The sequence below is a fragment of the Larkinella arboricola genome, assembly GCF_003259745.1.
GTDB classification, from domain to species: Bacteria; Bacteroidota; Bacteroidia; order Cytophagales; family Spirosomataceae; genus Larkinella; species Larkinella arboricola.
The window spans coordinates 685217-707792 of record NZ_QLMC01000002.1; the positions used below are offsets into that span (position 1 = coordinate 685217).

The 22576-nt window shown below is 48.4% G+C and carries 18 protein-coding genes and 2 tRNA genes; 8 read left to right on the top strand and 12 right to left on the bottom strand.

Annotated features, from left to right (window positions below):
- Positions 1-140: 140 nt before the first annotated feature.
- Positions 141-2711: a M14 family metallopeptidase gene (locus LX87_RS09905; protein ID WP_111628041.1), complete on the bottom strand. Its 2571-nt coding sequence runs from the start codon at positions 2709-2711 to the stop codon at positions 141-143.
- Positions 2712-2903: 192 nt separating this feature from the next.
- Here LX87_RS09905 and LX87_RS09915 point away from each other — a divergent pair.
- Positions 2904-2975 (top strand) — tRNA-Glu (locus tag LX87_RS09915).
- Positions 2976-3128: 153 nt separating this feature from the next.
- Positions 3129-3200: transfer RNA gene (locus tag LX87_RS09920), tRNA-Glu, on the top strand.
- A gap of 601 nt (positions 3201-3801) precedes the next feature.
- On the opposite strand, the gene LX87_RS09930 is transcribed toward LX87_RS09920, so the two are convergent.
- Together LX87_RS09930 and LX87_RS09935 are read right to left on the bottom strand one after the other, a co-directional pair.
- Positions 3802-5892 (bottom strand): NHL domain-containing protein, encoded by a 2091-nt coding sequence (locus LX87_RS09930; protein ID WP_111628044.1) that lies wholly within the window; start codon positions 5890-5892, stop codon positions 3802-3804.
- A 261-nt stretch (positions 5893-6153) separates the two neighbouring features.
- Positions 6154-7230 carry a T9SS type A sorting domain-containing protein gene (locus tag LX87_RS09935; RefSeq protein ID WP_111628045.1) on the bottom strand — a complete coding sequence of 359 codons (1077 nt, stop codon included), beginning with the start codon at positions 7228-7230 and terminating at the stop codon, positions 6154-6156.
- Positions 7231-9270: 2040 nt separating this feature from the next.
- On the opposite strand from LX87_RS09935, the gene LX87_RS09945 reads away from it, so the two are divergent.
- Entirely contained in the window at positions 9271-9831 is a 561-nt protein-coding gene (locus LX87_RS09945) for a hypothetical protein (protein ID WP_111628046.1), read from the top strand.
- 92 nt (positions 9832-9923) lie between these two features.
- Here the strand turns inward: LX87_RS09945 and LX87_RS09950 are convergent, their stop codons facing one another.
- The 6 genes from LX87_RS09950 to LX87_RS09980 all read right to left on the bottom strand — a co-directional run bounded on the left by LX87_RS09950 (position 9924) and on the right by LX87_RS09980 (position 13305).
- Positions 9924-10337, bottom strand: a complete 414-nt coding sequence (locus LX87_RS09950; protein WP_170139338.1) for a hypothetical protein — start codon at positions 10335-10337, stop codon at positions 9924-9926.
- Positions 10338-10420: 83 nt separating this feature from the next.
- The gene (locus tag LX87_RS09955; RefSeq protein WP_111628048.1) at positions 10421-10645 is read right to left on the bottom strand and encodes a hypothetical protein; all 225 of its coding nucleotides are present in this window, start codon (positions 10643-10645) and stop codon (positions 10421-10423) included.
- 6 nt (positions 10646-10651) lie between these two features.
- The gene (locus tag LX87_RS09960) at positions 10652-10888 is read right to left on the bottom strand and encodes a hypothetical protein (protein WP_111628049.1); all 237 of its coding nucleotides are present in this window, start codon (positions 10886-10888) and stop codon (positions 10652-10654) included.
- A gap of 954 nt (positions 10889-11842) precedes the next feature.
- Positions 11843-12274 carry a hypothetical protein gene (locus tag LX87_RS09970; RefSeq protein ID WP_111628051.1) on the bottom strand — a complete coding sequence of 144 codons (432 nt, stop codon included), beginning with the start codon at positions 12272-12274 and terminating at the stop codon, positions 11843-11845.
- A gap of 5 nt (positions 12275-12279) precedes the next feature.
- Positions 12280-12582, bottom strand: a complete 303-nt coding sequence (locus LX87_RS09975; RefSeq protein WP_146624464.1) for a hypothetical protein — start codon at positions 12580-12582, stop codon at positions 12280-12282.
- Between the two features lie 396 nt (positions 12583-12978).
- Positions 12979-13305: a LytTR family DNA-binding domain-containing protein gene (locus LX87_RS09980; protein ID WP_111628053.1), complete on the bottom strand. Its 327-nt coding sequence runs from the start codon at positions 13303-13305 to the stop codon at positions 12979-12981.
- Positions 13306-13859: 554 nt separating this feature from the next.
- Here LX87_RS09980 and LX87_RS09985 point away from each other — a divergent pair.
- On the top strand, positions 13860-14144 hold the full coding sequence (locus tag LX87_RS09985) for a hypothetical protein (RefSeq protein WP_111628054.1): 285 nt from the start codon (positions 13860-13862) through the stop codon (positions 14142-14144).
- Positions 14145-14235: 91 nt separating this feature from the next.
- On the opposite strand, the gene LX87_RS09990 is transcribed toward LX87_RS09985, so the two are convergent.
- Positions 14236-14679 (bottom strand): response regulator, encoded by a 444-nt coding sequence (locus tag LX87_RS09990; RefSeq protein ID WP_111628055.1) that lies wholly within the window; start codon positions 14677-14679, stop codon positions 14236-14238.
- Positions 14680-15257: 578 nt separating this feature from the next.
- Here LX87_RS09990 and LX87_RS28795 point away from each other — a divergent pair.
- The gene (locus tag LX87_RS28795) at positions 15258-15425 is read left to right on the top strand and encodes a hypothetical protein (RefSeq protein ID WP_170139340.1); all 168 of its coding nucleotides are present in this window, start codon (positions 15258-15260) and stop codon (positions 15423-15425) included.
- Between the two features lie 455 nt (positions 15426-15880).
- Here the strand turns inward: LX87_RS28795 and LX87_RS10000 are convergent, their stop codons facing one another.
- Positions 15881-16216 carry a LytTR family DNA-binding domain-containing protein gene (locus tag LX87_RS10000; protein WP_111628057.1) on the bottom strand — a complete coding sequence of 112 codons (336 nt, stop codon included), beginning with the start codon at positions 16214-16216 and terminating at the stop codon, positions 15881-15883.
- 858 nt (positions 16217-17074) lie between these two features.
- Here LX87_RS10000 and LX87_RS10005 point away from each other — a divergent pair.
- Both LX87_RS10005 and LX87_RS10010 read left to right on the top strand, forming a co-directional pair.
- Positions 17075-17353, top strand: coding sequence for a hypothetical protein (locus LX87_RS10005; protein WP_111628058.1), 279 nt, complete (start codon positions 17075-17077; stop codon positions 17351-17353).
- A 502-nt stretch (positions 17354-17855) separates the two neighbouring features.
- Positions 17856-18107, top strand: coding sequence for a hypothetical protein (locus tag LX87_RS10010; protein WP_111628059.1), 252 nt, complete (start codon positions 17856-17858; stop codon positions 18105-18107).
- Between the two features lie 1458 nt (positions 18108-19565).
- Here the strand turns inward: LX87_RS10010 and LX87_RS10015 are convergent.
- On the bottom strand, positions 19566-19769 hold the full coding sequence (locus LX87_RS10015) for a hypothetical protein (RefSeq protein WP_111628060.1): 204 nt from the start codon (positions 19767-19769) through the stop codon (positions 19566-19568).
- A 479-nt stretch (positions 19770-20248) separates the two neighbouring features.
- On the opposite strand from LX87_RS10015, the gene LX87_RS10020 reads away from it, so the two are divergent.
- On the top strand, positions 20249-22396 hold the full coding sequence (locus LX87_RS10020) for an NHL domain-containing protein (RefSeq protein ID WP_111628061.1): 2148 nt from the start codon (positions 20249-20251) through the stop codon (positions 22394-22396).
- The last annotated feature ends 180 nt before the right edge of the window (positions 22397-22576 follow it).

Sequence of the window (22576 nt, forward strand, 5' to 3'; positions counted from 1 at the left end):
CAGGGAGAGGACGTACTGAAATAATTGCACTACTAACACCTTTCGGGGAACGGTTGTTTACAGAACCGTCCTCAATAAAAAGCGAACGGTTAACCGTATAGGACGATTAACCGTTCTTCTCCGAATTCAGTACGGGCAGATTAGTTACCTACCATAAAAACCGCATTGCCAAACAGGAGCTTGCCGTTGTACCAAAAGCCCCGAAACAGCGGATCGTCCATGATGTAAACCACACTGCCTTTGCCCATATCCTGTACGCCGTACAGCAGGGTGTTGTTGAGCTTTACTTTGGCATTCCGGCCTACAAAACCGGCCAGGTAGTTGTCTTTCCGCAGATAGCCGACATTCCAGCCATCTTTCAGGAAATCGTAATCATACACGTTCTGAACCAGGGCGTTGTAGCCGTTGGGGTAACCAAATGCCAGGGGATGGGTACGGTCGAGATCGACGCGGTAGACGCTGCCCGGTGTTTCTTCGGAAATGGCTTCCCGTTCGCGTTCGCCGTATTGGCGCAGGGTTTCGTCAGTGTCCGCTTTTCGGTCCGTTTTTTCCTTTTTGGCTTCCGGCTTTTCCTCTTTCCGTTTCAGGCCAAAATCCGGTTTGTCCACAAAAAAGCCCGTAGCCCGTTCCATTACAATCAGTTTGCCGCCAGCCTGAACCCAGTCTTTCAGTTTGGTTAGTGTCCGGTCGTTCATGATTTTTCCGTAATTATAGCCCTGCGGCATAATCAGGACATCAATGCCGGCCAGCGAGCTACCGGGCAGCGCATTGCCATCGAGCAGGGTCACCGGATAATCGAGATCCTGATCAAAATAATGCCAGACTTCGCCCAGCGAGGTAGGGGTGGTAACATCTCCGGCAATGACGGCAACCCGCGGATTTTTCAGCGAGAAAACACTGCCGGAGCCAAAGTCGGCCCCTTCGGCAACAAAACCCGTGGTGGCCGGAATCAGCCGAATACCGCGTTTGGCGGCTTCCTGCTGCACAATCTGGTGAAACCGCTCGCCCAGCCGTTCGTTGCCGGCGCGGGTTACAATGAGCGTTCCGGGATCAAAACTCTGATTGTCCTGTTTAAACGTTCGTTCGGCCACCCGAACCCGTACTTTGTTTTTCAGCAGACCGGCCAGAAACTGCACATCCTGCGCCGATTGCCAGCGGACGAGGTAGGCATACGGCTTTGGACCATTGGCGGGCAGGCTGGTGGGTGAAGCGGCTGCCGCAGTGGGGTAGGGAGTAGGGGTAAGCCGTTCCCTGAACCCGTAGGCTTTCAGGCCGTAGGCATACGGAATGCACCAGGACGTAATGTCGTAGGTCACCGAATCCTCCAGCGTCGACTGGGGTTCAAACAGGATTTTCAGGAGTGTCGATTTGGGCTGGTAGGCGCTGATGACCAGATCGTTGGTTTCCACCGTGACGGCTTCGTTTTTCTGTGACTGGTAACTGAAGCCCGTCAGTTTCTGCGATTTTCCGGCCACACCGTAGCGAATCAGGTTGTTGTCGAGCAATTTCCGCAGGGCCTTGATCCGGCCTTCGTCGTTGGCGGTTTTGATCACGTAGCTTTTGAACTCGCCCACCGGGTTGTTTTGGGCTTTCTGGAAAAAGCTGTTGAAGTTCTTCACCACGTCCGCCGGGCGGTCGGCCACGGATTCGAGGGTAGCAAAACTGGCCGCATAGTGGTGGTCGATGCGTTCGCGGAGGGTGAGCGTATCGCCGTCTCTTTTCTGGTAAGCCAGACCGGCGCGTCCGCCACCGCCCTGTTCGAAGGTCATGCCGATGGCTCCGTTGTAGGTAGGCCAGGTGTCGCCGTAGCTCGGGTAAAAAAGATCGAAATTTTCGCGGGTGAAATACAGCCAGCCGTTTTTATCAAAATACCGGGAGCTATACTGGCCGATAATCTGCTGAAATTCCCGCTGCCAGGGCGTAATGTCTTCGTGGTACGGTTTGGCCGATGGTGCAAAATAATACGGGCTTTCCGGTCCCATTTCGTGGAAGTCGGCGTGCAGGTGCGGCATCCACTGCTGATAGAGGGCCATGCGCTGCTGCGTGATTTCCTGCGTTTGCCAGGCCCAGTCGCGGTTTGGATCGAACAGGTAGTGGGTGTAGCGGCCACTTGGCCACGGTTCGCTGTGTTCACGCGCGAGCGGGCTGGGGTCGGGGTTTGTGCCGCTCATCTGGTTGTACCAGTTTACGTAGCGGTCGTGGCCGTCGGGGTTCAGATCGGGATCAAGGATGACCACGGTATTGGCCAGAATTTTCTGGGACACCGAATTGGCGGGGTCCAGCAGGTCATGCAGCACGAGCATGAAGGCTTCGGAACTGATGGCTTCGTTGCCGTGAACATTGTAACTCATCCAGGCAATGGGCGGCAGGGCGGTATTGTTCGATGAGGAAGTTGCCGTTGGAGCAGCGCCCAGACCGATTTGCTGGAGGTGCGTGGTCCGGATTTCTTCCAGTCGGGTCATGTTTTTTTCGGACGCTACCACCACCGCCATCAGTGGACGGCCTTCGAACGTGGTACCGTAAGGCAATAATTTAACGCGGTTCGAAAAATTTTTTGCGACGGCTTCAGCGTAGGCCAGTACGCGGTGATGGGGAGTAAAACGCTTGCCGACGGTATAGCCCAGGAATTGGTCCGGGTGTTGTAAGGTGCTCTGTGAAAGGCTGATGAAGGTTGTTAGCAGACAAAGTCCAACCAGAAAAAGTCGTTTCATGCAGAAAAATTAGGGAATGAATCAGGCAATTCCCAAAGGTAATCTGAAAGCGTCAAAACCCGTTTATTTAAAGAAATTTCAATTTTTTTTGATCGAAGATTTGCACGTGTCAATCTTGTCCGTACCTTTGCACCACGATTTCAGACAAAGGGTTGGCCAACACAGAAAGCCACTCGAAATTAAGCTGAATTTGGCCGATTCGTCTAGCGGTTAGGACGCGGCCCTTTCACGGCTGAAACACGGGTTCGATTCCCGTATCGGTCACGGTCAAATTCACATAAAGCGCTGTAAGCCAAAAGCTTGCAGCGCTTTTTTGATCAGAAGATTTGCACGTGTCAATCTTGTCTGTATCTTTGCACCACGGTTTCAGATAAAGGTTGGCCAACACAGAAAGCCACTCGAAAGTAAGCTGAATTTGGCCGATTCGTCTAGCGGTTAGGACGCGGCCCTTTCACGGCTGAAACACGGGTTCGATTCCCGTATCGGTCACGGTCAAATTCACATAAGCGCTGTAAGCCAAAAGCTTGCAGCGCTTTTTTGTTGTACCTACTGAAATATTTTATTTTTTCTGCATCTTTTTTGACCCGCACAGCAAACTCATCGAACCCGTTTGAAGAATACTTTATCAAAGCACTGATTTTTCAGGTCGAGATCAAACGAACGATATTGATAACCTTCCTGGGTAACTACGTTACAAAAATTTTATGGATTGGTGACGGTTATATATTTCTCTTATACGGTTTCAATAGCTGAATGCCGACAGCCTTGCTTTTAGTCAACGTGACCTACCGACTGTGACCGTATGATGCTTTAATCCGTAACACAGCGGCCCGGCAAACGAATGATCCGCTGTGTTACGGATTATTTCGCATTCCATCGTACCTCTGGCCTCTCGTAAAAAACAAAAGCCGTATTGTCCTGCTCAAAACAGAAATGGTCGCCGTTCCGGTATTCGGCCTAGTCCGAATTGTATAATGCGCTTAAAAAGGCCCGCCAGCGCCAATCTAATCATACCAATGTTCAGGTCCGCTTCAGACGGCTTTCCAACCCGAAAGCCGTCTGAAGCGGACCTGAACAAAAAGATTCTTCCTTAAGGTTGTTTTAGCAGCTTGATGTGTTGGGTCCTGGTCCCCTCACCAACTCGTAAAATATAGGCACCTGCGCCTAGCTGGCTGCCCACGGGCACCATCTGCTTGTCGCCCGATGTCACGCCCTGCCATACCCGGCGGCCCAGCAGATCATACAACTCCACGGTCTGCGGGCCGGAATGAGCTCCTTTTGACTCAATCGTAAACGACTCAGTGAACGGGTTGGGGAAGACCTCCACGCCGTCCGGCACTTGCTCTGCCGATAGCCGCCAGGGAGTTTGGCGAAAGTAAAACTCAAAATGAACTGTTTTCGAGATGCCGGCCGCGCCGGTTCCGTTGGGCCCCGAGTAGGGGGTGGCCGTCACCGTGTAGTGGCCCACTTCCCGCCGGCGGTCCTTGTAGTCACCGTTGGTGTCACCAAACAACGCGTAAGGAGCGCCATTCTCAAGCTGGGAGTGGGTCTGCTGGCCACTCAACGTAAAGATAACCGAGCCAACGGTTGCTGGGCTGGTCACGGCCTGAATATTGTAGGCTTCTCCGGAGTGATCAAGGGTAATTCTTTCGGCATCGTTGATCCGTAGGCCGGCTTGATTCGTAATCGGATTGATTAAATCAAAATGATCTACCCGGATGTGGTCGACTACTGTGAAGCTTATGGTTACGGAATCGCCCGCCGTGCCGGTGCCATTAGGGCCGGAATAGGGTGTGGCCGTCAGCGTATAGCTACCTACAGCTGGGGTCCAGCCCCGGAAGTTACCGCCGTCATCCTTAAAGAGTGCATAGGGAGCTGCATTCTCAATGTGTGTCAGCGTCTGTTGACCGCTCAATTTGAACACTACCGAGCCAATGCTGGATGGGTCGGTGGTCGCCTGGATGTTGAGTTTGCGGGTCGGCAGGCCCATCAGGTTAAATTCCAGTTCGGTGGGATAATTCCGAACTGGAACCAGATCGCGAAGGGCCGTATCCTGGTCGGCATCAATGAGAAACAAACTGCCGATGGCCAGGGGCTGAGCGGTTGAGATGACCTTACGAATGCGGTGGTGCAACAAATCGGTAATCAACAGGTTACCTTGCCCGTCAACGGCCACATCAGTCGGCAAGGAGAGATTAGTGCTGAGCGGATCGCGCCCATCCCCATTGAAAGCGCCATTCAACTGTCCAGTGCCCACTACGGTCGTAATAATGCCCTGGGTATCCACTTTCCGAACGCGCTTGTTTGAGCGATCACAGAAAAACAAATTTCCTTCCTGGTCAAAGCTCATTCCCTGTGGTGAATGGAGATTGGCCTGGGTAGCCGGTCCGCCATCGCCACTGAAACCTTCTGTGCCCGAACCCACTACCGTCGTGATGATACCCTGGCGGTCGATCTTACGAATGCGGTTCAGGTCGGACACATACAAATTGCCCTGAGCGTCGAGCTCCAGATAGCCGGGGCTAAATAAACTGGCCTGGGTAGCCGGTCCGCCATCGCCATTGAAGCCTTCCCCGCCCGTGCCGGCGATGGTTGTAATGATGCCATTAGGGGCAATTTTTCGAATGCGGCGATTGTCCGTATCCGAAATATAAATGTTCCCTTGGGCATCGATGGCCACATCTTTAGGATCATCCAGTTCGGCACTGGTGGCAAGCCCGCCGTCGCCACTAAATCCTTCGACACCACGAATGCCAGCGATGGTAGTGATGATGCCCTGCTGATCAACTTTCCGCACCCGGTCGAAATCAACAATGTAAAGATTACCCTGCGCGTCTAAGGCAATACCATGGGCAAAGACATTGGTTTGGGTGGCTGGCACGCCATCGCCATTGGGAGTTTGTTCTTCCACTTCATCCGGCCCAGCGCCCGCAACGGTGGTGATGATGCCATTTGAATCAATTTTGCGAACGCGGTAATGATTACGGTCAGAAAACAAGATGTTGCCCTGGGCGTCGAACAAAATTTTATAGGGGTCGTCAATGAGGGCCTCCGTAGCCGGTATATTATCGCCATTAAAGTAGGTTTCCCAGGAACTACCACCGGCGATGGTGGTGACTGCCTGTGCGTGCACGGAAAAACTGGCCACCATAAGCAGCCAAAGCGTAAAGAAGTGTTTCATAATAAAGCTAGGATAAGGTGAAAAACTAAAAAGATTGCTTACTACCTGTTTTGCTGGTTTTGTTCAGTACTTTATTGATTTATTAGCATATACGGGGCGGGAAAATCACCCTAATTAGGCAACGGGATCCAGGCGCCTAGAAAAGCCAAACGCCCGACGATTACACCGGGCGTTTGGCTTACGTTCTGTTCTATAATGTTACGAGGTTATTCAAAGCTGGCTAGATACTGCTGAGATCGAACAAAATCTAGAGATTTGCCATTAGGGAACTTTCAGCATCTTAATATTTTGAGTCTTGGCACCCTGGCCCACCCGTAAAATATAGGCACCTGCGCCTAGCTGGCTGCCCACGGGCACCATCTGCTTGTCGCCCGATGTCACGCCTTGCCATACCCGGCGGCCCAGCAGATCATACAACTCCACGGTCTGCGGGCCGGAATGAGCTCCTTTTGACTCAATCGTAAACGACTCAGTGAACGGGTTGGGGAAGACCCGGACCAAGCCCGATTCCGTCTCGGCATCAGCAGCCAGCCGGGCTTGGGGCATTTGTGAAATAACCTGGAAGTGGATGGTTTTAGAAACGCCCGCCTTACCGGTTCCGTTGGGACCCGAGTAGGGGATAGCCGTCAGCGTATAGGAGCCAGGCTTGGGCTTCCAGGGGCGGTAGTCGCCACCATCATCCTTAAAGAGGGCAAAAGGTGCTTCATTTTCAATGTGGGTCAGCGTCTGGGTGCCACCTAGCTGGAAGACGACTGAACCGACTCCCGAATAATAATTGGTAAGAGCCTGAATGTTAAAATTTGGGGAGTAGCTGTAGAGTCCTATCACTTCACCGTCGCGCATGTCATCAATGTAGCGATCCTGATCGGCGTCCATCAACCACAACCTTTCGATGAGAAGCTGATCCACGACGGTAAAGTTAGTTTTAATGGGTACACCGGCCGTACCCGTGCCATTGGGACCCGAGTAGGGGGTGGCAATCAGCGTATAGTCGCCCGGTACTGGTGTCCAGTTCTTAAAGTCCCCGTTGTTATCCTCAAATAAGGCGAAGGGAGCCGAATTCTCAATGTGAGTCCGCGACTGTGCACCACTGAGCTCAAAGACCACCGAACCAGGGAGAGCCGTATTGGTATTAACCCGAATATTGAGCTTCCGGCTGGGTAGGTTTGACAAGTTGATCTGCTGGCCATCCTCAAGTGATCCAATGGCCTGGTCAGTGTCTGCGTCAATTAGATTATAAGTCGTGAGTGCCGTAGGCTCTAGTTCATAAAAGGCGATGATCACCGAGCCATTCTGGAACTGAGTGCCGCGCGTGGTACCCGGAGTGACGGTTGTCATCGTGCCCCCAGGGTTAATGAAGGAGTAGCCTCCCTGGCTGTTGCTGTATTCTGGGGTTTCGCCCCCACCGCCACGGCCACCCCCGTAGCCACCGCCACCGCCGCCACCAGATTGGCCATTTAAACCGCTGCCGCCGCCGCCACCGAAACCTGCCCCCCCGTCGGCTACATTGCTGTAGCTGTATCCACCGGGACTGATCTCAAATAAATGGGCCTGTCCACCGCCCCCACCGGCTCGCCAGGGTTGACCACTTTCGCCCACTTCATAATAGCCGCCTATTTCGCCGGGCCCATTGAGGCCTCCGCCACCACCACCCCCTGAGTCACCACCGAAATAAGGCGAACCACCACCGCCCCTATAGGGCGGTCCCAGGCCCTGCCCCCCGCCACCGGCCCATTCAGGGGCACCGCCACCACCGCCACCGGCGGCTATCAACAAAGCTCGGGTAGCATTATAGCCCTGCAGGCTCACGGCCGATCCGCCGCCGCCGCCGCCAAAACTGTCCCCGTAGTACCCCCCTCCCGACCGCCCGGCCTGCCCCACAATGATGTAGAGAAAACCTTCGGGATCCGGTAGCGCTCGAAAGGTGGCCTGAACCGTAGACCCACTACCGCCTTTGGTGCCGTATTCCCCGCCAGCTCCACCGCCGTCGGCGCCTCTGGCGGTGATGGTGACCAGGAAGGGTCTGTCTTCGCCGTATCCTTGCCATGGGATGGAGATCATATAGAACCCTGGGTTGGTGAAGGTATCTGGCGGGTATAAGAGCTTCTGAGCGTGCGTCGAAAAGCAGGCCGCAAAAAGCAGCCAAAACGTAAAGATGTGTTTCATAGATAGAATCAGGAAAGGATAATTGACTAAATTTTTAGTTTTTAATAGAGGGTTCTGATCTAGGCTATTAATTTATAGACTAACTACTATACTCGTTCCCATTCGCTGGAGGGGAAAAATACCCTTTTTACCCAATGGGCTTAAATACCGAGTTAAGACGGCAAGGTGCAGTATGTTATTTCAAAACAGGTGCGCAGGGGCTAGCGCCGAGCGGATGGGGTTGATGGAAATGTTCCCCGGTACGAGCGGAATTAAAGAATAAAGTGTAAGGCCGATAGTCAGCCTGAACCCATCTAACGAGAGGTTTGAAAATCAGGGTTTTATGCGACCGTTAGCTAACTATTTGTCTGGTCCATGCTCCTGGTTGCAAACGGATCGTTATGTATCTGTATGTGCTTACTTGTCAGGGTTATGTGGCTTTATTTTACTATGTGTTCTCCGGAAGGTGAAAGAAGCACTCACTCGTTTTATTCTCCGACGTTTGAGGATCACATGGTCATGTTAACTACTTGCGTTATCTATGGCAACCAACTGCTTTCTGCTTATCTAATTAGTAGCGATAAAAGCTGCACACACTTGTCAGTGGAAGCGTTTGATGGGACACCCATTGGCTCGCACCTTCAGGCGTTGGAAAAGGAATATCAAAAGATATTGAGCGTGTAATTAATTGATAATCCCAAGTTTGCTTACTCCTTTCCACTTGATCGCCCTTTCTTACTAAGTCAAGTAAGGAACTCCATCAGAAGAAAGATTTACCTGCTTTTCAAAAGAAACGGAACATCCTGGCACCGGGTTTGTCAATGAGCCAGCCCCACCGCCGAATAACCGGCTGCTGCTTGTTATCTTTGTCTCATCGGCTGCCGAGTCGTATCTGGCTCGGCTTTGGACCTACTTCCGGTAAGGCATTGCCACCCCGGCTTTTCAGACTCTGATCGTCGGCCACAGGTGCTTTTTAACCCGGCAGATTTGTCAGAGTTTTCCACGGAAGTGATCATAGGGGGAGCTGATCCTATTTAGTATTCACTATTTTACATGGGATAGTGAGCGGTTTTTAAAAAGTGTGTATTTTCAAAATGAAAGAATCTGCCAGCCTGACCATAAGATACTGTGAAAGAAATGCGCAGAATACATTAAGCACTGTAGCTTCCACAAATCAGCTTTTTTATTCATAGTGGCTCAGTCGTGCTTTCCATCGAATTCATCTACCAACCTATGCCTAAACTCTTTTACCTCAAACACTGGCACATCATCCTGCTGATCTACGCTCCGGCGATGGCCTTCGCCGTCGGCTTCTGGGTCATTGAGGATAAAAAAATGATTGCAACTCTTCAATTTCTGAGAAGTTTCTGGATTCAGACGGGGCTGGTCATCTGGTTTTGGGAAGTTGGGCACTACCTCTACAGCCGATCCCGGAAGGCCAAAGCCTGGGAACTGCTGCTGTTTCGAATAAGCCTGCTTGGAATCGTGCTCCTTGAATCCTTTGATCTGCTGGCCTTGCTACAGGCGTTTTTTCCATTCGCAACGCTTAACAGGGTGCCCCTGGCTGGATTAACGGATCGGCTCCTGCTTCTGACCCTGCTGCCGATTTTTTACCGAGCTTTTTTTGTTACACGCTACTTAAAAACCCAGCAATTGGACCAGCGTTATTCCGGCCCCGCAGCTCCCGTTTTTGCGAGTTTGCTGCTTTCTCCCATTGGTATATTGGTAATTCAGCCCCAGTTAAATCGTCTGGCCTTGCGGGATGACAGCAAAACGGTTCGCGTCACGAACTGATCAGTATGGATCGACACCCCAACCTGCCCTGAAACGTTTGAGTCTGCTGGTCCGCGTAGAAGCCTGGGCCATAGCACGAGGGTTCGTAAGGGTTACTTTTTGAGATTGGTAATTTTCAGGTAATAATAGGTGGCTCCTGCCACATTGGGTGTGCGCCCTTCGTCATACTTGTAATAGTGACCATCAAAGTGCACCAACCGCCCATTCTGCTTTAGGGAGTCGGGTAAATTACACAGAAACCCTATGTCCTGGGAGTCATACGTGCCTGCAACATGCGTGTTGATAGAATATTTATTTTCAATGGAATTAAAAGCAATTACTCCCTCCCGGTCCCGGACTTTCTTAAGGATTTTGCCCTTAAAGCAATTTTCATCCTGAGGGAAAGGGGGCTTTTGTTGGCAACCTGATAAAAGCAGGATCAGAAGCTCTAGGCCGATCAATCCCGTTTTTAGCGTGTTCATATTGTCTTTGACTTTGGTGGCACGACTTCGGTTGACACGTTTCAATTCCGGTTAGTCTGCACCAGGCCAGGCAGACCACTACCTTATTCCAGGAAGGAGCCATCGACCCTGACGGACGTTTTGGGCGTTCACCACAGTTCTGGGCCAACAACGGTGTCGGCATCGGTTCCGATACCCACCAGGGTAAAATCATCCTGGCTGGTGGGTTTCTCCGGACTATCCGTGCAGATGGTGTAGAGCTTGCCCCGAAACCGGCAAACGGGCCAGGCAAAGGCCCCCGTGCGGTTCATCTGCCGGTATTCATCAGCCTGTTTAACGCTGTGCCAGTAATGTTGAATCACGATTTCGCCCATAAATGCTTACTCGATGTTCCGGGTTTTCGCCACATGATAACCCAATCTATCAAAATCGTTTTTTGCCTGCAACAGATCAATACCTAACGAACCCGGACCCAGATCGGCAGACTCCATTTTTACGAGTTCACCGAGGGCATCTAACACATCAGCAGGGACCTGGGAGAAATTATTTTCCCGGTCATGGGGGAGGACCAGATACCAATCCGGCTGGCTTTTTGATTGGTAAATATGGGTAATCATGGCTTAATAGGGATTAGTCACTTAAGAACATTCCGCCGACCAAAGTGTTTAACTTCCCCTTAAAGCCGGCTCATGAGCCGATTTTCGTTGTTGCGGTTCGGTTCAACGAACTGATTACTTTTTGTTACCAAAAACTGGAATCTGGGAACCTGTAAATTCATTTACCAGTTATGGTCATGTGCAGTCATTGCACGTAGGACAGAGATAAAAAAACAACCCAGCCTCCTAGGCTGGGTTTTGTTTTTTGGAGACTTGACAAGGCTCATTTTCTGGATCGTGCCTGATGGCAGCTTTTAACTACGGTATGAGTGCGGTATCAGTATGACAATCGGTAGTAGGATGGGGCATCTGCCATAGTTCTGCTACGCTGGTTATCAGCACGCCCTGTCCATTTATAAAAAACCGAGTGATAATACCCGACCCTGCCCTTATAGGAAAACTACAAAATCATAGCCGAATTAAAGAAGACCCGCTCTCTGGGAGCCTTGAATAATAATAAAGCGTATACTCATTGATACCTTCTGGCAGGCTTATTGAGGGTCGTTAATTACCTTATTTAAATGGAGTAATCTAACTAATTATAAAAGTGTGACGAAGCTCGATGCATTAGGAGAGACTTCTTACGTGGTTTAACGGAATGTGGCTTCATTTTGCTATTATTTCCCTTACCGGAGAATCGATCACCCGCTATTTCTATTCGGAACAGTTTGAATCTCACATGGACGTATTAAACGAGGTGGTCCGTTCCGGCTCTAAACTAATTTATGCCTTTATAAGGGATGAAGCCGACTCCCGAATTAACCTGCCCGTAGAGGCTTTTGACGGAACACCCGTAGGGTTAACCATGCGCGAACTTCATAAGGATATTCAACGAATATTAAATTCCTGAAAGGAAGGAGGGGATATTTGATCCTTTATACCGGTATTTCTAAACGAGCTAACCGGGCCAGGGCTCTACTCGAATGTCATTTCTTCCAGACACTCTCTGATTTGCTTCTTCCAGGCTTCAATTCCGACATAAAGCTGACTTAGCTTTTCTATCCGGTTGTGGTACCGCATGCCCGCTACCCGATAGGATTCTAAACAAACTGCGTCAAACCCAACCTTACAAATGTGTTTTACGTAGGTGTCCTGCATGGCGTAATACGCACGGGCTGCGGCCAATTGAAGAGACTTAAGCCTGTCATAAAGCGCGCTGCAATGAGCGAGTTCTGCGTATAAAACAGCCTTTCTTTCCATGATTACCAGCGCTGTTAAAGATGGATGCAGCGCCGATACGCTGCATCCATCGTCGTTTTTACTCCGCCATTTCTGATGGCCTTTTAATTCCTGAAGTGCATTGGAAAGCCGCTTCTGGCTTCGTTTAAGATGATCGGCGCTAAGCATGTTTTTTACAAGCTTTCGCTCTTTTTTGGTACCCCCAGCAGCTTGCGTATTTCGCTGTCGTGGAAATAGGCATCCAGCTTTAGGGGCAGTTCTTCCATTAACATCGTTTCATAAGGTGGCAGCCGTTCGAGGTACGGAAGCCCCGGCTCACCGGTGCGGTAGAAACGTTCGCTATCCAGCTCCATCACCCATTTTCGAAAGTCGGTAACAGCCTGGGTGCGGGCGAGATGCTTAAGCGCCCGGTTTCGAAGCTGGATTAGTGTGAAAGACGGAATAATAAATACAAGTAGGACAGAGAGTATAATCATTAGAGCAATCATTTAGATTCGCAAATCTACTAAATTACTTAAGTTTTATTACTGAGTATTTTTTAAATTTATTAAGTGGGTAGTTCGGTAGTTTCTTTGATTATGGCCCATATAGTAGATATTGTGACTTTATTAGGTGATAATATTACTTTGAAATAGTTTGGCGCAAAATTGTAAATTTTTATTGATGGTCGTTCGTTGCGGTCAACTTTCTTTCTAGAAGAAGGCCGACTTATCCTTACTTTATTACTTGGATATTCCTGTTCATGGGAAAAACGAAGGAGGTTACCTTTTCAACTTGGGACAAAAAAAGCCGTAGCGAAATTGACGCTACGGCTTTTTTGTTGGCACTTATCAACGTGCAAAGAGTGGTTGATTGAAAGAGGTATTAGTTTCTCATAGGCATTGCTTGTCAAATCGATGTAAGGTAGAAGTTGGGCCTTCTTTACGCAGCACCCCGGCAGCCCGTCTTGACACCTTAAAGGGCTGGTGATTAATGTAACCGGTAGTAAAATCATTCGACCAGCCGGTAATATGGTCAGGGGCGACCAAAAATCGTCTGCCGATGCGCAGGAAATGCGGCAGACGCTCCTGCCAGTCCTTCAGGGTGCGGGACATGAGCTTTTTGCTGCCATCCTTGTAATGAAGGTACGTGTAATTACTCTCAGAAGAGAGGTGGGTTAAGTCAGATGTAATAAGCGATTCCCATCTGGATTTATTCATAAGTCTTAGTGTTTATAAATTATTTTACTAGTTTATACCTGAGTATTTGATACTAAGTTACGGATTATGTCTGATAATATACTTAAGTACATTTAGTCGTTTAAGAGAATGTGATTATTTGGTTTTTTGGGCAGAAAATAGCTGTCTGCAAGGCTTCTGGGCTGCCGTTATTCACTTTTACCATCGGTGGCTAGTTTGCGGGTAAGCTGATTAACAAAGAGGTACGCTGCGGTTGACAAATAAAATTTCCTATATAAATGAGCGATGTGGGTAGATACTTTCAGGTTACTTCACAGCGCTTCGTGGTTGTTGGTTAAGATGGAGGGTAATAGGGAAAGGATGGAGCGATCTTGAAACCGGTAGCGTTATCCGCCAAAAGAGTGTACCTCAAAAAGTAACTTGTCAAACTTAACCTGTAACGGCTAATTAAAATCTTTTGAACTATGAACCTTAAAAAGTAATTAATGTACTTTTACGGTTTGTAACCATCTTAGAAAGTTTAGTTACTAAGTCGTTACAAACCGTTTCTCTGTCTAACACATAAAGAATTCTTCATGACACAAGCCATTTTTATCGTGGCTCTTTCAGGCGCTATGGCTTACCGGGCTTATCGGCATTGCAGACGAAAGCTTTTAACGCGCGACAAATTTCAGTTACTATCGTATGCCTATGAACAAGCCCTGCTAGGGAATGATCGAGATTATGCCGAGGCAGTAGGGGAAGCGTATTATTCCGCTTTACGCGGAGGCCGGTTAACCAGAGAGGACGAAAAAGCGATTGCCTTTGAGCTAGCGGTTATGTTTCGCTGTTCGTTATATTGGGATCGAATCGCCCGCTAGTTACTTGGAACGGTATGGGAAACCGTAAAAGACCGTTTTTATACGCTGCAATTAACGCCATTAAACCGCTGTTTACGCGGCAAGCTGAAATCTAGAATGCAACCCGGCGCAAGGAAGGTACCTGGGCAATCTCAAGCCAGAAGCGGCAGGTAATGTCTATAAATTTCATAAACTCGTCAAGGCGTGATGGCTTTTTAATGAAGGAGTTAGCACCAGCCTGGTAGCTGTTTAGCAGATCGCTTTTCGAGTCCGATACACTCATGATAATGGTTGGAATCTTTGTCAGCTTGAGATTTTGCCTGATATGATTCAGGGTTGTTAAACCGTCCATTTCCGGCATAAACAAGTCCAGAATAATCAGGTCAGGATGCTGGTTGGCCGGATCGCTTAGTTGGTCGAGAAGGGCCTGACCGCTGAAGAAAAATTTCGTTCTGGTATTAGGACGTACTTCTTCAAAAGTAGTCTTTAGCATGGTATGATAATCGGCATTATCATCAACAATGAATGTGAGCCGGGATGATGATGTTGTTGACATATAAATGAACGGAGGGCACAGAAGTAAAAGTAGGAATTAAACCGTTGTTTTTTCTTTTTACATATAAATTATCGCGTTTGCGAATGTAGTTGCATAACGTATGCCCCTCGTTTTCTGAGCATTTGGTGTCTATCACCAAACGTTCTTCCGTCTCGATAAGAAACACTGATTTCGCCAATCAGCCATTTGGCTCAGGACGTTTTAAATATGATAAAACGGGTTACCAACGCAGCCCGGAGCTTTATCCATACTTTTATAGTGTTTTTAAAAACTTTTAAATATGATAATGTTTTAATATAAATAAAAGTCATTCCTGTTAATAAAGTGATGAATTAATGTTATGAATTATCTGTTGTTTATTTTGCGGCTATAAAGAATCGCTAAAAATTCGGAGGTTGCGGCCGCGGTTTGATAAACTTCCCTATAGGACTGGCTACGTCCAACAAACCGTCTTAATTCATTTATTAAATATAGTGATGATACCCGTTATCCTTAGTCTGGGGATTGTAGGGGCGGTGATGTACATAGTATATCGTTACTCTAGCGATAGTCTGGTAAATAGAGACAGAAAAATCCTTTTGTATGCCGAAGAATACAGCAAGGCACTAAAGGGGACCGATAAAGAATACGCGCAGATGGTCGGGCGCGAATATTATTCTGCTCTACGCCAAGGCTTATTGACGGAGGATGATGAAAAGACAATTGCCAGCGATCTGGCAGCTATGGATGAATCTAGCTTCCGCTAGCACCCAACTTACTTACACTAGTTCATAACCGCCCAGTATAAATAGGCCTTCACTGGGCGGTTATCCATTTTGTAATCCTGGTGTCTCGTATAAGTACGTATAGTACTTTCCTGTACTAGCCACTGGAATCGTGCTAAAACAATTATTTTTGAGCTTTTCCTGAATCGAACCGGCTGTCAGGTATACTACGGTCTTAAATTTTATATCGCAGAATATTCGTATATTAGATATAATTAATACAAGTTACGGTGGTTTAAAATCCCCGCATGATATCATGCGGGGATTTTTGTTAAGAGGGCGGGGCCAGGTTAACGATCGCGTCAGGTTGACCGACAGTGCTGCAGTAATGCCATTGTTTTACCCCCGAACGGGCCAAACCTCGAATAAATTAAAAGCCGTAGGGGTAAATTTGCTGCGGCTTCCTGTTGATGCTAACTCCCCTGGGTATTCGTTTTTCATAGGCGTTGATTTTTAAATCGATACAGCGTAGAGGTAGGCCCTTCCTTACGCAGCATCCCGGCGGCTCGTCTTGACACCTTAAAGGGCTGGTGGTTGATGTAACCGGTAGTGTAATCGTCCGACCAGCCGGTAATATGATCAGGGGCAACCAGAAATCGTCTGCCGATGCGCAGGAAATGCGGCAGGCGTTGCTGCCAGTCCTTCAGAGTGCGGGACATGAGCTTTTTACTACCATCCTTATAATGAAGGTAGGTGTAGTTATCGCAAGAGGATAGGTGGGTTAACTCCGGTGTAATGAGGGCGGGCCATCTGGGTTGAGGTTTTTCTTTCATAGCTTACCGTTAAACGTTTTACCAGTTGCAATTGAGTATTTGTTACCAATATACGTATTGTAGTTACCCTAAGGATTAGAAGATAGAGGTTATTTGTCAGAATGTGATTATTTGGTATGTGCTCCTGTTTATTTGGGGCTCAAGCCTATAAAAATGCCTGTTTTAAAAACTCTATATCTAACATACGTTCATGTATGTAGGCTGTCTATCAACTATATAGCCCGTTACCGCTGGATAAATTTTTACTAGTTGTTTTTGCAATGAAACAGTCAGGTTTATGAGACTTCTCTTCCCTCCATTCCGTATTAACCAACACTGGGGCCGTTCAGAGGGCTTTTGAGTAATATTTTAAGTAATGACACGGTTTGTGATGTTTCCTGGCTACCCATCCGCTGGTTCTGTTGGAGCTACCCAAAACCTCGGGATCTTTCGGGTGCGGCTTTTTGATGGTACGATACTTGCCTTTGTTTTAATAGTGAATCCATTTCTCTGACTTATCGGCTTGCACTTGCCCGGACCCCAAATCCGGGCATTGCTTTGTCAAAGCTTACTATAGCGGATAAACAGGGTACTACAAACGGTTTTACAGGGAAGATGGTATCTGACCGTGCCAATTGCTTTTATTAAAATCGAAAGCAAGGCCACAACGGTCGGCCCGGACTCTTTACCCCCAGATTAAATAAAATAATCAGTTATGGGCCGTAGCGCCAACGTTGCCCCCTAACGTATAATCAAAAAACTACTTATTTATAAATAGAAAGGACATCTATAGGTATTTTTGCTTCCAAGTTCTATTGGTGGATTACTTACCAAATAGTTACAAACCGTTTCTCTGTCTAACACGTTAAGAAATTACTCATGACACAAGCCATGCTGATTGTGGCACTTCTGGGGGCTATGGCTTATCTAGCCTTTCAGTATACCAGCCAAAGACTTTTAAATTGTGATAAACTCCGGTTACTCTCCGAAGAGTATGAAAAAGCATTAAAAGGGAATGATCGAAAGTATGCCGAAGCCGTGGGGCAAACCTATTATTCTGCATTACGCGGAGGCAAGCTAACCGAAGAGGACAAAAAAGCCATGACCATTGAATTGGATAACATGTTTCCTTCTACTTCTTTTCAGGGTTCGGTCTAGTGGACAGCTTCAAACGTAGCCCGCACGGATCTACTCAGGCCAGCCAACAAAAATGCCCGGATGCAAAGCCGCCGGGCATTACTGACGTATTGTATATTCTGTCTATTATGTTTTCCAACTGCCTGCCCTGAAGCCTGCCTAATGCGTGTAGTTTAAAGCAGAGGGGTTCGTTTCCTGAAAGACCCTAACGACGCTGATAACGTTGCAAAACCGGTTCATATAATTTACAACTAACGCGTTTATAATTTAAAAGCACTATCTGGGCCGGGCATTCATAACGGTGAATAACTATTGTAATCAACGTTTATGGTTTTACGAAAGGGTCAGGGTATAAAGGCTGCATCAGGCAGGATGGGGATAGGATTTAACGATTCTTTTAATGCCAGGCTAATCTAGGTTAATGAAAACGGCCTGACTGCATCGGACTTTAATAAGGGTTTAAGCGGGGCTTAATGCGGAGCCGTTAGCATTGCAGCTATCTATCAACACCTTTTTGAAAGCCATGCTACTTCATATAACCTTCTTTACCCCAACCGGTGACCTGCGGACATTTTCTATTTATGCAAATGAATTTGAGCAGCAGCTAGAGGTCCTGAATACATTTGTCGCCAACGGCTTTCCGGTGAAATCGGCCCGACTTGCCAGCAGCGAAGGCGAAGTTACCAGGCTACCCATTGAAGCCTTTGACGGAACGTCCATCAGAGAGCAGCTTTCTACATTGGAAAAGACGTATAAACTCATACTGGATTCATGAAAAGCCTACCAATATTTCAGGCCAATCTGCCGCTCACGAAATCTGCCCGAGGTGACGTGACCTTCATCGCTCTTCAACAGGGATTGAAACCAGGTAAATCCACATATCATGCTGAGCCGTTTTAACGCAAAACAGCCGGATTAAATAATCCGGCTGTTTTGCGTTAAAACGAAAATTTTCAGGTCTATTTATTATATGGTTTTCATGCGAATGTCAGCCGCCCGGCTTTCACAGAGGCCGCTTACCGAATACTTGGATTTTTGGCCTGTGGCATGAAAAATGCCTGGCCGAAATGCTTAAACAGGCAACTCCGTTAGTTTGGCTGATTGGGTTGATTGGGTGGCAGATTCTTTCCGAATAGGGTTGTAATCGGCATCTACCTGAGCGTTTGAGAGCGTCACCCCAGCGCAAACCCCTAGCGTAAAGGTAAATAAACCGCAAAGGATGCTTACAAAACCACTAGTAGATAGACTCAAATAGGCAAAAGCAGAAGCAAGGGCTACCAACAAAAGGCTATATTTTCTCATGGATCAGAAATTATACGTTAACGGCTGGGGGTAATCATCTTCGTACTTGGGTATAAATTACCTTTTTACAGTACTATCTTTTCATTATTCAATAATCGTGCCCAACCCAATCCAAAGACGTTTGAGATGCCCGAAGCTACATAAACTGCAAATCCTGCTTTTTATCAGACAATATAGTATGCCGAAGTGTATAAGGAGGAGAGGCTAATATGGACAGACCCGATACCCAAAGCTTGATTGGTGATCTGTCGAAAAGCTTTAAAAACCTAAAAAATCTTCTGTTTCAACGCTATTTTGTGAGTATGTGGTTGGTAAAGAAAAATAGCTTAATAATTTCTCAAATAACCCTATTTGTCCACAAGGATTGAGCACATGTGTATAACTGGAAGGCCGCGGAAGCATACCAGAAAAGTAGAGGTCGGATAAAAGGTAACAACGAGAAAAGAGGAGCATATTATCTAAGGCAACTCAGTAAGACCTTGTTTCTGCCTCGATTGAAAAATGTCCGGATGAAAAGTGACCGCTGCATGGGCTTGCAGGATTGAATACGGCCTAATAGGGGATGATACTTGTCACTGGTTATGAATGTACGGTAACTTTGGCATTCTATTTGCTTAATCATTGGTAAGTCTGCATACGTGTAGACGAAAGGACAGAGAAAAGATCTTACGACCCGGCCTATTAGGCCGGGTTTCGTTTTTTATAAAACTAGATAAGATCGTTTCCGGTGAAGCTGGTACTGGGGAAGCGGTGTTCGAATTAGATGCACAACGTTTTTGGAGATCCGTTCTTCTTTTCCTTGTGCCGTTCAAACGACGGGGCAGGCGTCGTAATTCCCGTTGGCCGGAAGATCGGCCTTTGCCTTAATTCAGATCAAGTTACCAGTAGATATTAACTCCAGAAAAGTTACCTTTTCTTAGCGGCCCTTCCATTAGAACCAGATCATATTCTTCTTGAACTGATCTCCTTCATACAGGGCTAATGCCGTATTAAGATCACTGTACTCGGCAATCGCTTCCTGCTGATGTGCGCCCCACTTGGAAAAATTTTCCATTTTCTCGATCCATTTTTCGAGTTCGCTAAATCGCTGTTTGGCGCTGTAATACTGCTCCTGGGTGGTAATTTCGAATGACACTTGCGTTACGATGGTGAAAGGTGTGAAAATATGTATCGTACAAATACCATACCATAATCGGGTATTTATACCTATTTTATCTTTGCGGGGATCGCCAGTATTGTAATGATTTATCTATGCTGGTACGCAAATCGAGCTTATGAAACAGCGGACCATTATAGTAAAACGGGCTTGATACTCAGTCGGAAAGTTCAGGGCGAGCTTCCAAATTGATCCGTTTTTTTACTTCAATAATCTTAGCGTAAAGGCTTTCTTCTATACTTATTATAATTTAATTTGATCTTTGATAAGTTATAGGAGGGGCGCGTTGCCACAGGAAGCCGTTTTAATGGAAGGGCACCTGTTGTAACTAGACAATGAGGTAGAAGTACCGTCTCTAACCGTATGAGCGAGCTAACGGCGGTTTAGCGGAAAAAGGGCAACTTTTTATAAGGCAACCAGTACTAAACTTGATTTTCAACCTAAAACTCTACCTGTGTATGACTTCTCCTATACGCTATTTTCGAATTCCGTTTATCGGTATTTTAACCACTTGGCTTAGTCTGGCCTTCGGATTAGTAACTGCTCACGTAATGGCCCAAACCATTACCACCGTAGCCGGGAACGGTAAGGATGAGTACAGCGGTGACAACGTTAGCGCCCTCCATACCAGTCTGTTTAATCCGCAATCCGTCGCCGTCGATCAGCAGGGGAATATATATATTGCGGATGCGGGCAGCAGCCGCGTTCGTAAAGTAGACTCCAACGGTATTATCACCACCGTGGCCGGAAACGGAAGACGAGCCTTTAGTGGCGATGGCGGACCCGCTACCAGTGCCGCCATAAGTGGACCACTCGACCTGGCCATTGATCAACAGGGGAATATTTTGATTATCGATTCGGGTAATGACCGCATTCGCAAAGTAACCCCCGATGGCATCATTTCTACCATAGCGGGCGGAGGGCCAGGCAATTTCGAAACAAAAGATGGCGACGGCGGACCCGCCACCAGTGCCTACATAAACCCTAGTGCCATCGCGGTGGATGCACAGGGAAATATATTTATTACTGAATCAAACCGCAGCAGGGGCAGCCTCGTGCGTAAGATCGATGCGAATGGCATCATCACTACCGTAGCCGGTCAGTATACGGGCGGACAAGGCGGTAACGGGGGCGGATATGGTGGTGACGGCGGTCCGGCGACCAGTGCCACCTTAAACTCTCCTGCCGGGCTGGCGGTGGATGCGCAGGGAAATATTTTTATTGCCGATGCAGGGAATAACCGCATCCGGAAAATCGATACAAACGGTATTATTACGACGGTGGCCGGAAGTGGTACTCGTGGCTATACTGGCGATGGTGGACCGGCGACCAGTGCCACCCTGAGTTCGCCGGGGGGTATAGTGGTTGATCCGGAGGGCAATCTCTTTATGGTTGACCGGGGAAATTACGTCGTCCGGAAAGTAGATCCGAACGGGATCATCAGCACGTTTGCCGGTACGGGGCATTCCGGCTTTGGGGGCGACGGCGGACCCGCCACCGAAGGAGTATTCTTCGATCCTCGGGGGATAGAGATCGATGCGCAGGGTAATCTCCTGGTGGCCGATGTAAATAACCAACGCATTCGCAAAATAACGAAGACGACCATTCCACTGGCAGTAACTAGTTTCAGCTTAATCAACGCGGAAACTAACCAGGAGATCAAGCAACTGACCAACGGGGAGGTGCTGAACCTGAACGCGCTGCCCACCCGGCATCTGAACATCCGGGTTAACACCACCATCACCACCGTCGGTTCGGTCGTTGTCGTATTGCGCGGCCCCCTGAACCGGATCCGGACCGAGATGGTACCCCCTTATTCGGTGCTGAGTGACGACATGGGCGTCTATGACCGCTGGACGCCCGCCGTGGGCAACTACGCTCTGTTTGCTATAGCCCACACCTTCCCGGATGGAAATGGTCCGTCCGGAACCCCGCTCTCCATCAATTTTACAGTCGTGGATCAGCCGCAGGTGCTGGGTTTCAGTCTCGTTGACGCGATTACCGATCAAACCATTCTGGAACTTACCGAGGGTCAGGAACTGGATCTGGCCAAACTGTCCGGCCACGTTTTCAACATCCGGGCAAATACCAGTCCGGCAACGGTGGGTTCGGTCGTGATGCAGTTGAGTGGAACCCAGACGCGTACCCAACTCGAAAATGCCGCTCCGTATGCGTTGTTTAAAGATGACGGCAACGGTAATTACCGAACCTGGAAACCCGCCGTGGGGAGTTATCAGCTAACGGCTACGCCCTACTCCGATCCGAACGGAACGGGATCGGTGGGTATTCCCCTGAGCCTGGGTTTTCAATTTGTTAACTCCACTCCAGCGGCTCGGCTGGCGGCTGCCGCTGATCCGGAAGCAGGTGCCTTACGGGTATTTCCCAATCCGTTTCGCGATTCGTTCACGTTCCGGTCAACAGGACCCCAAAATACCGTTCAATCGGTGCGGCTATATGATGTGCTGGGGTGTCTGGTGTGGCAGGGAACCGATGGAGAAACCGAGCAGCGGGTCAGCCTGGATCGCAGTCTGGCCGACGGCGTTTATGTGTTACAGGTAGGAACCGGCCCGAGCGCTAAACGGTATAAACTGGTGAAAGCGCCCTGAAAAGCCCTTGCTGGCGATCATTACGAAAAAGTTAAAAAAGCCCGGCGGTCCCGTCGGGCTTTTTTCATTCAGCCTGTCAGACGGCCTGGCTCGAATTCGCGGCATTGCATACCTTTAATTCCTGCTTGGTAAAAGCATGAGACTTGTCTGATAATAGACGCAGATTAAACCAGAACCGCT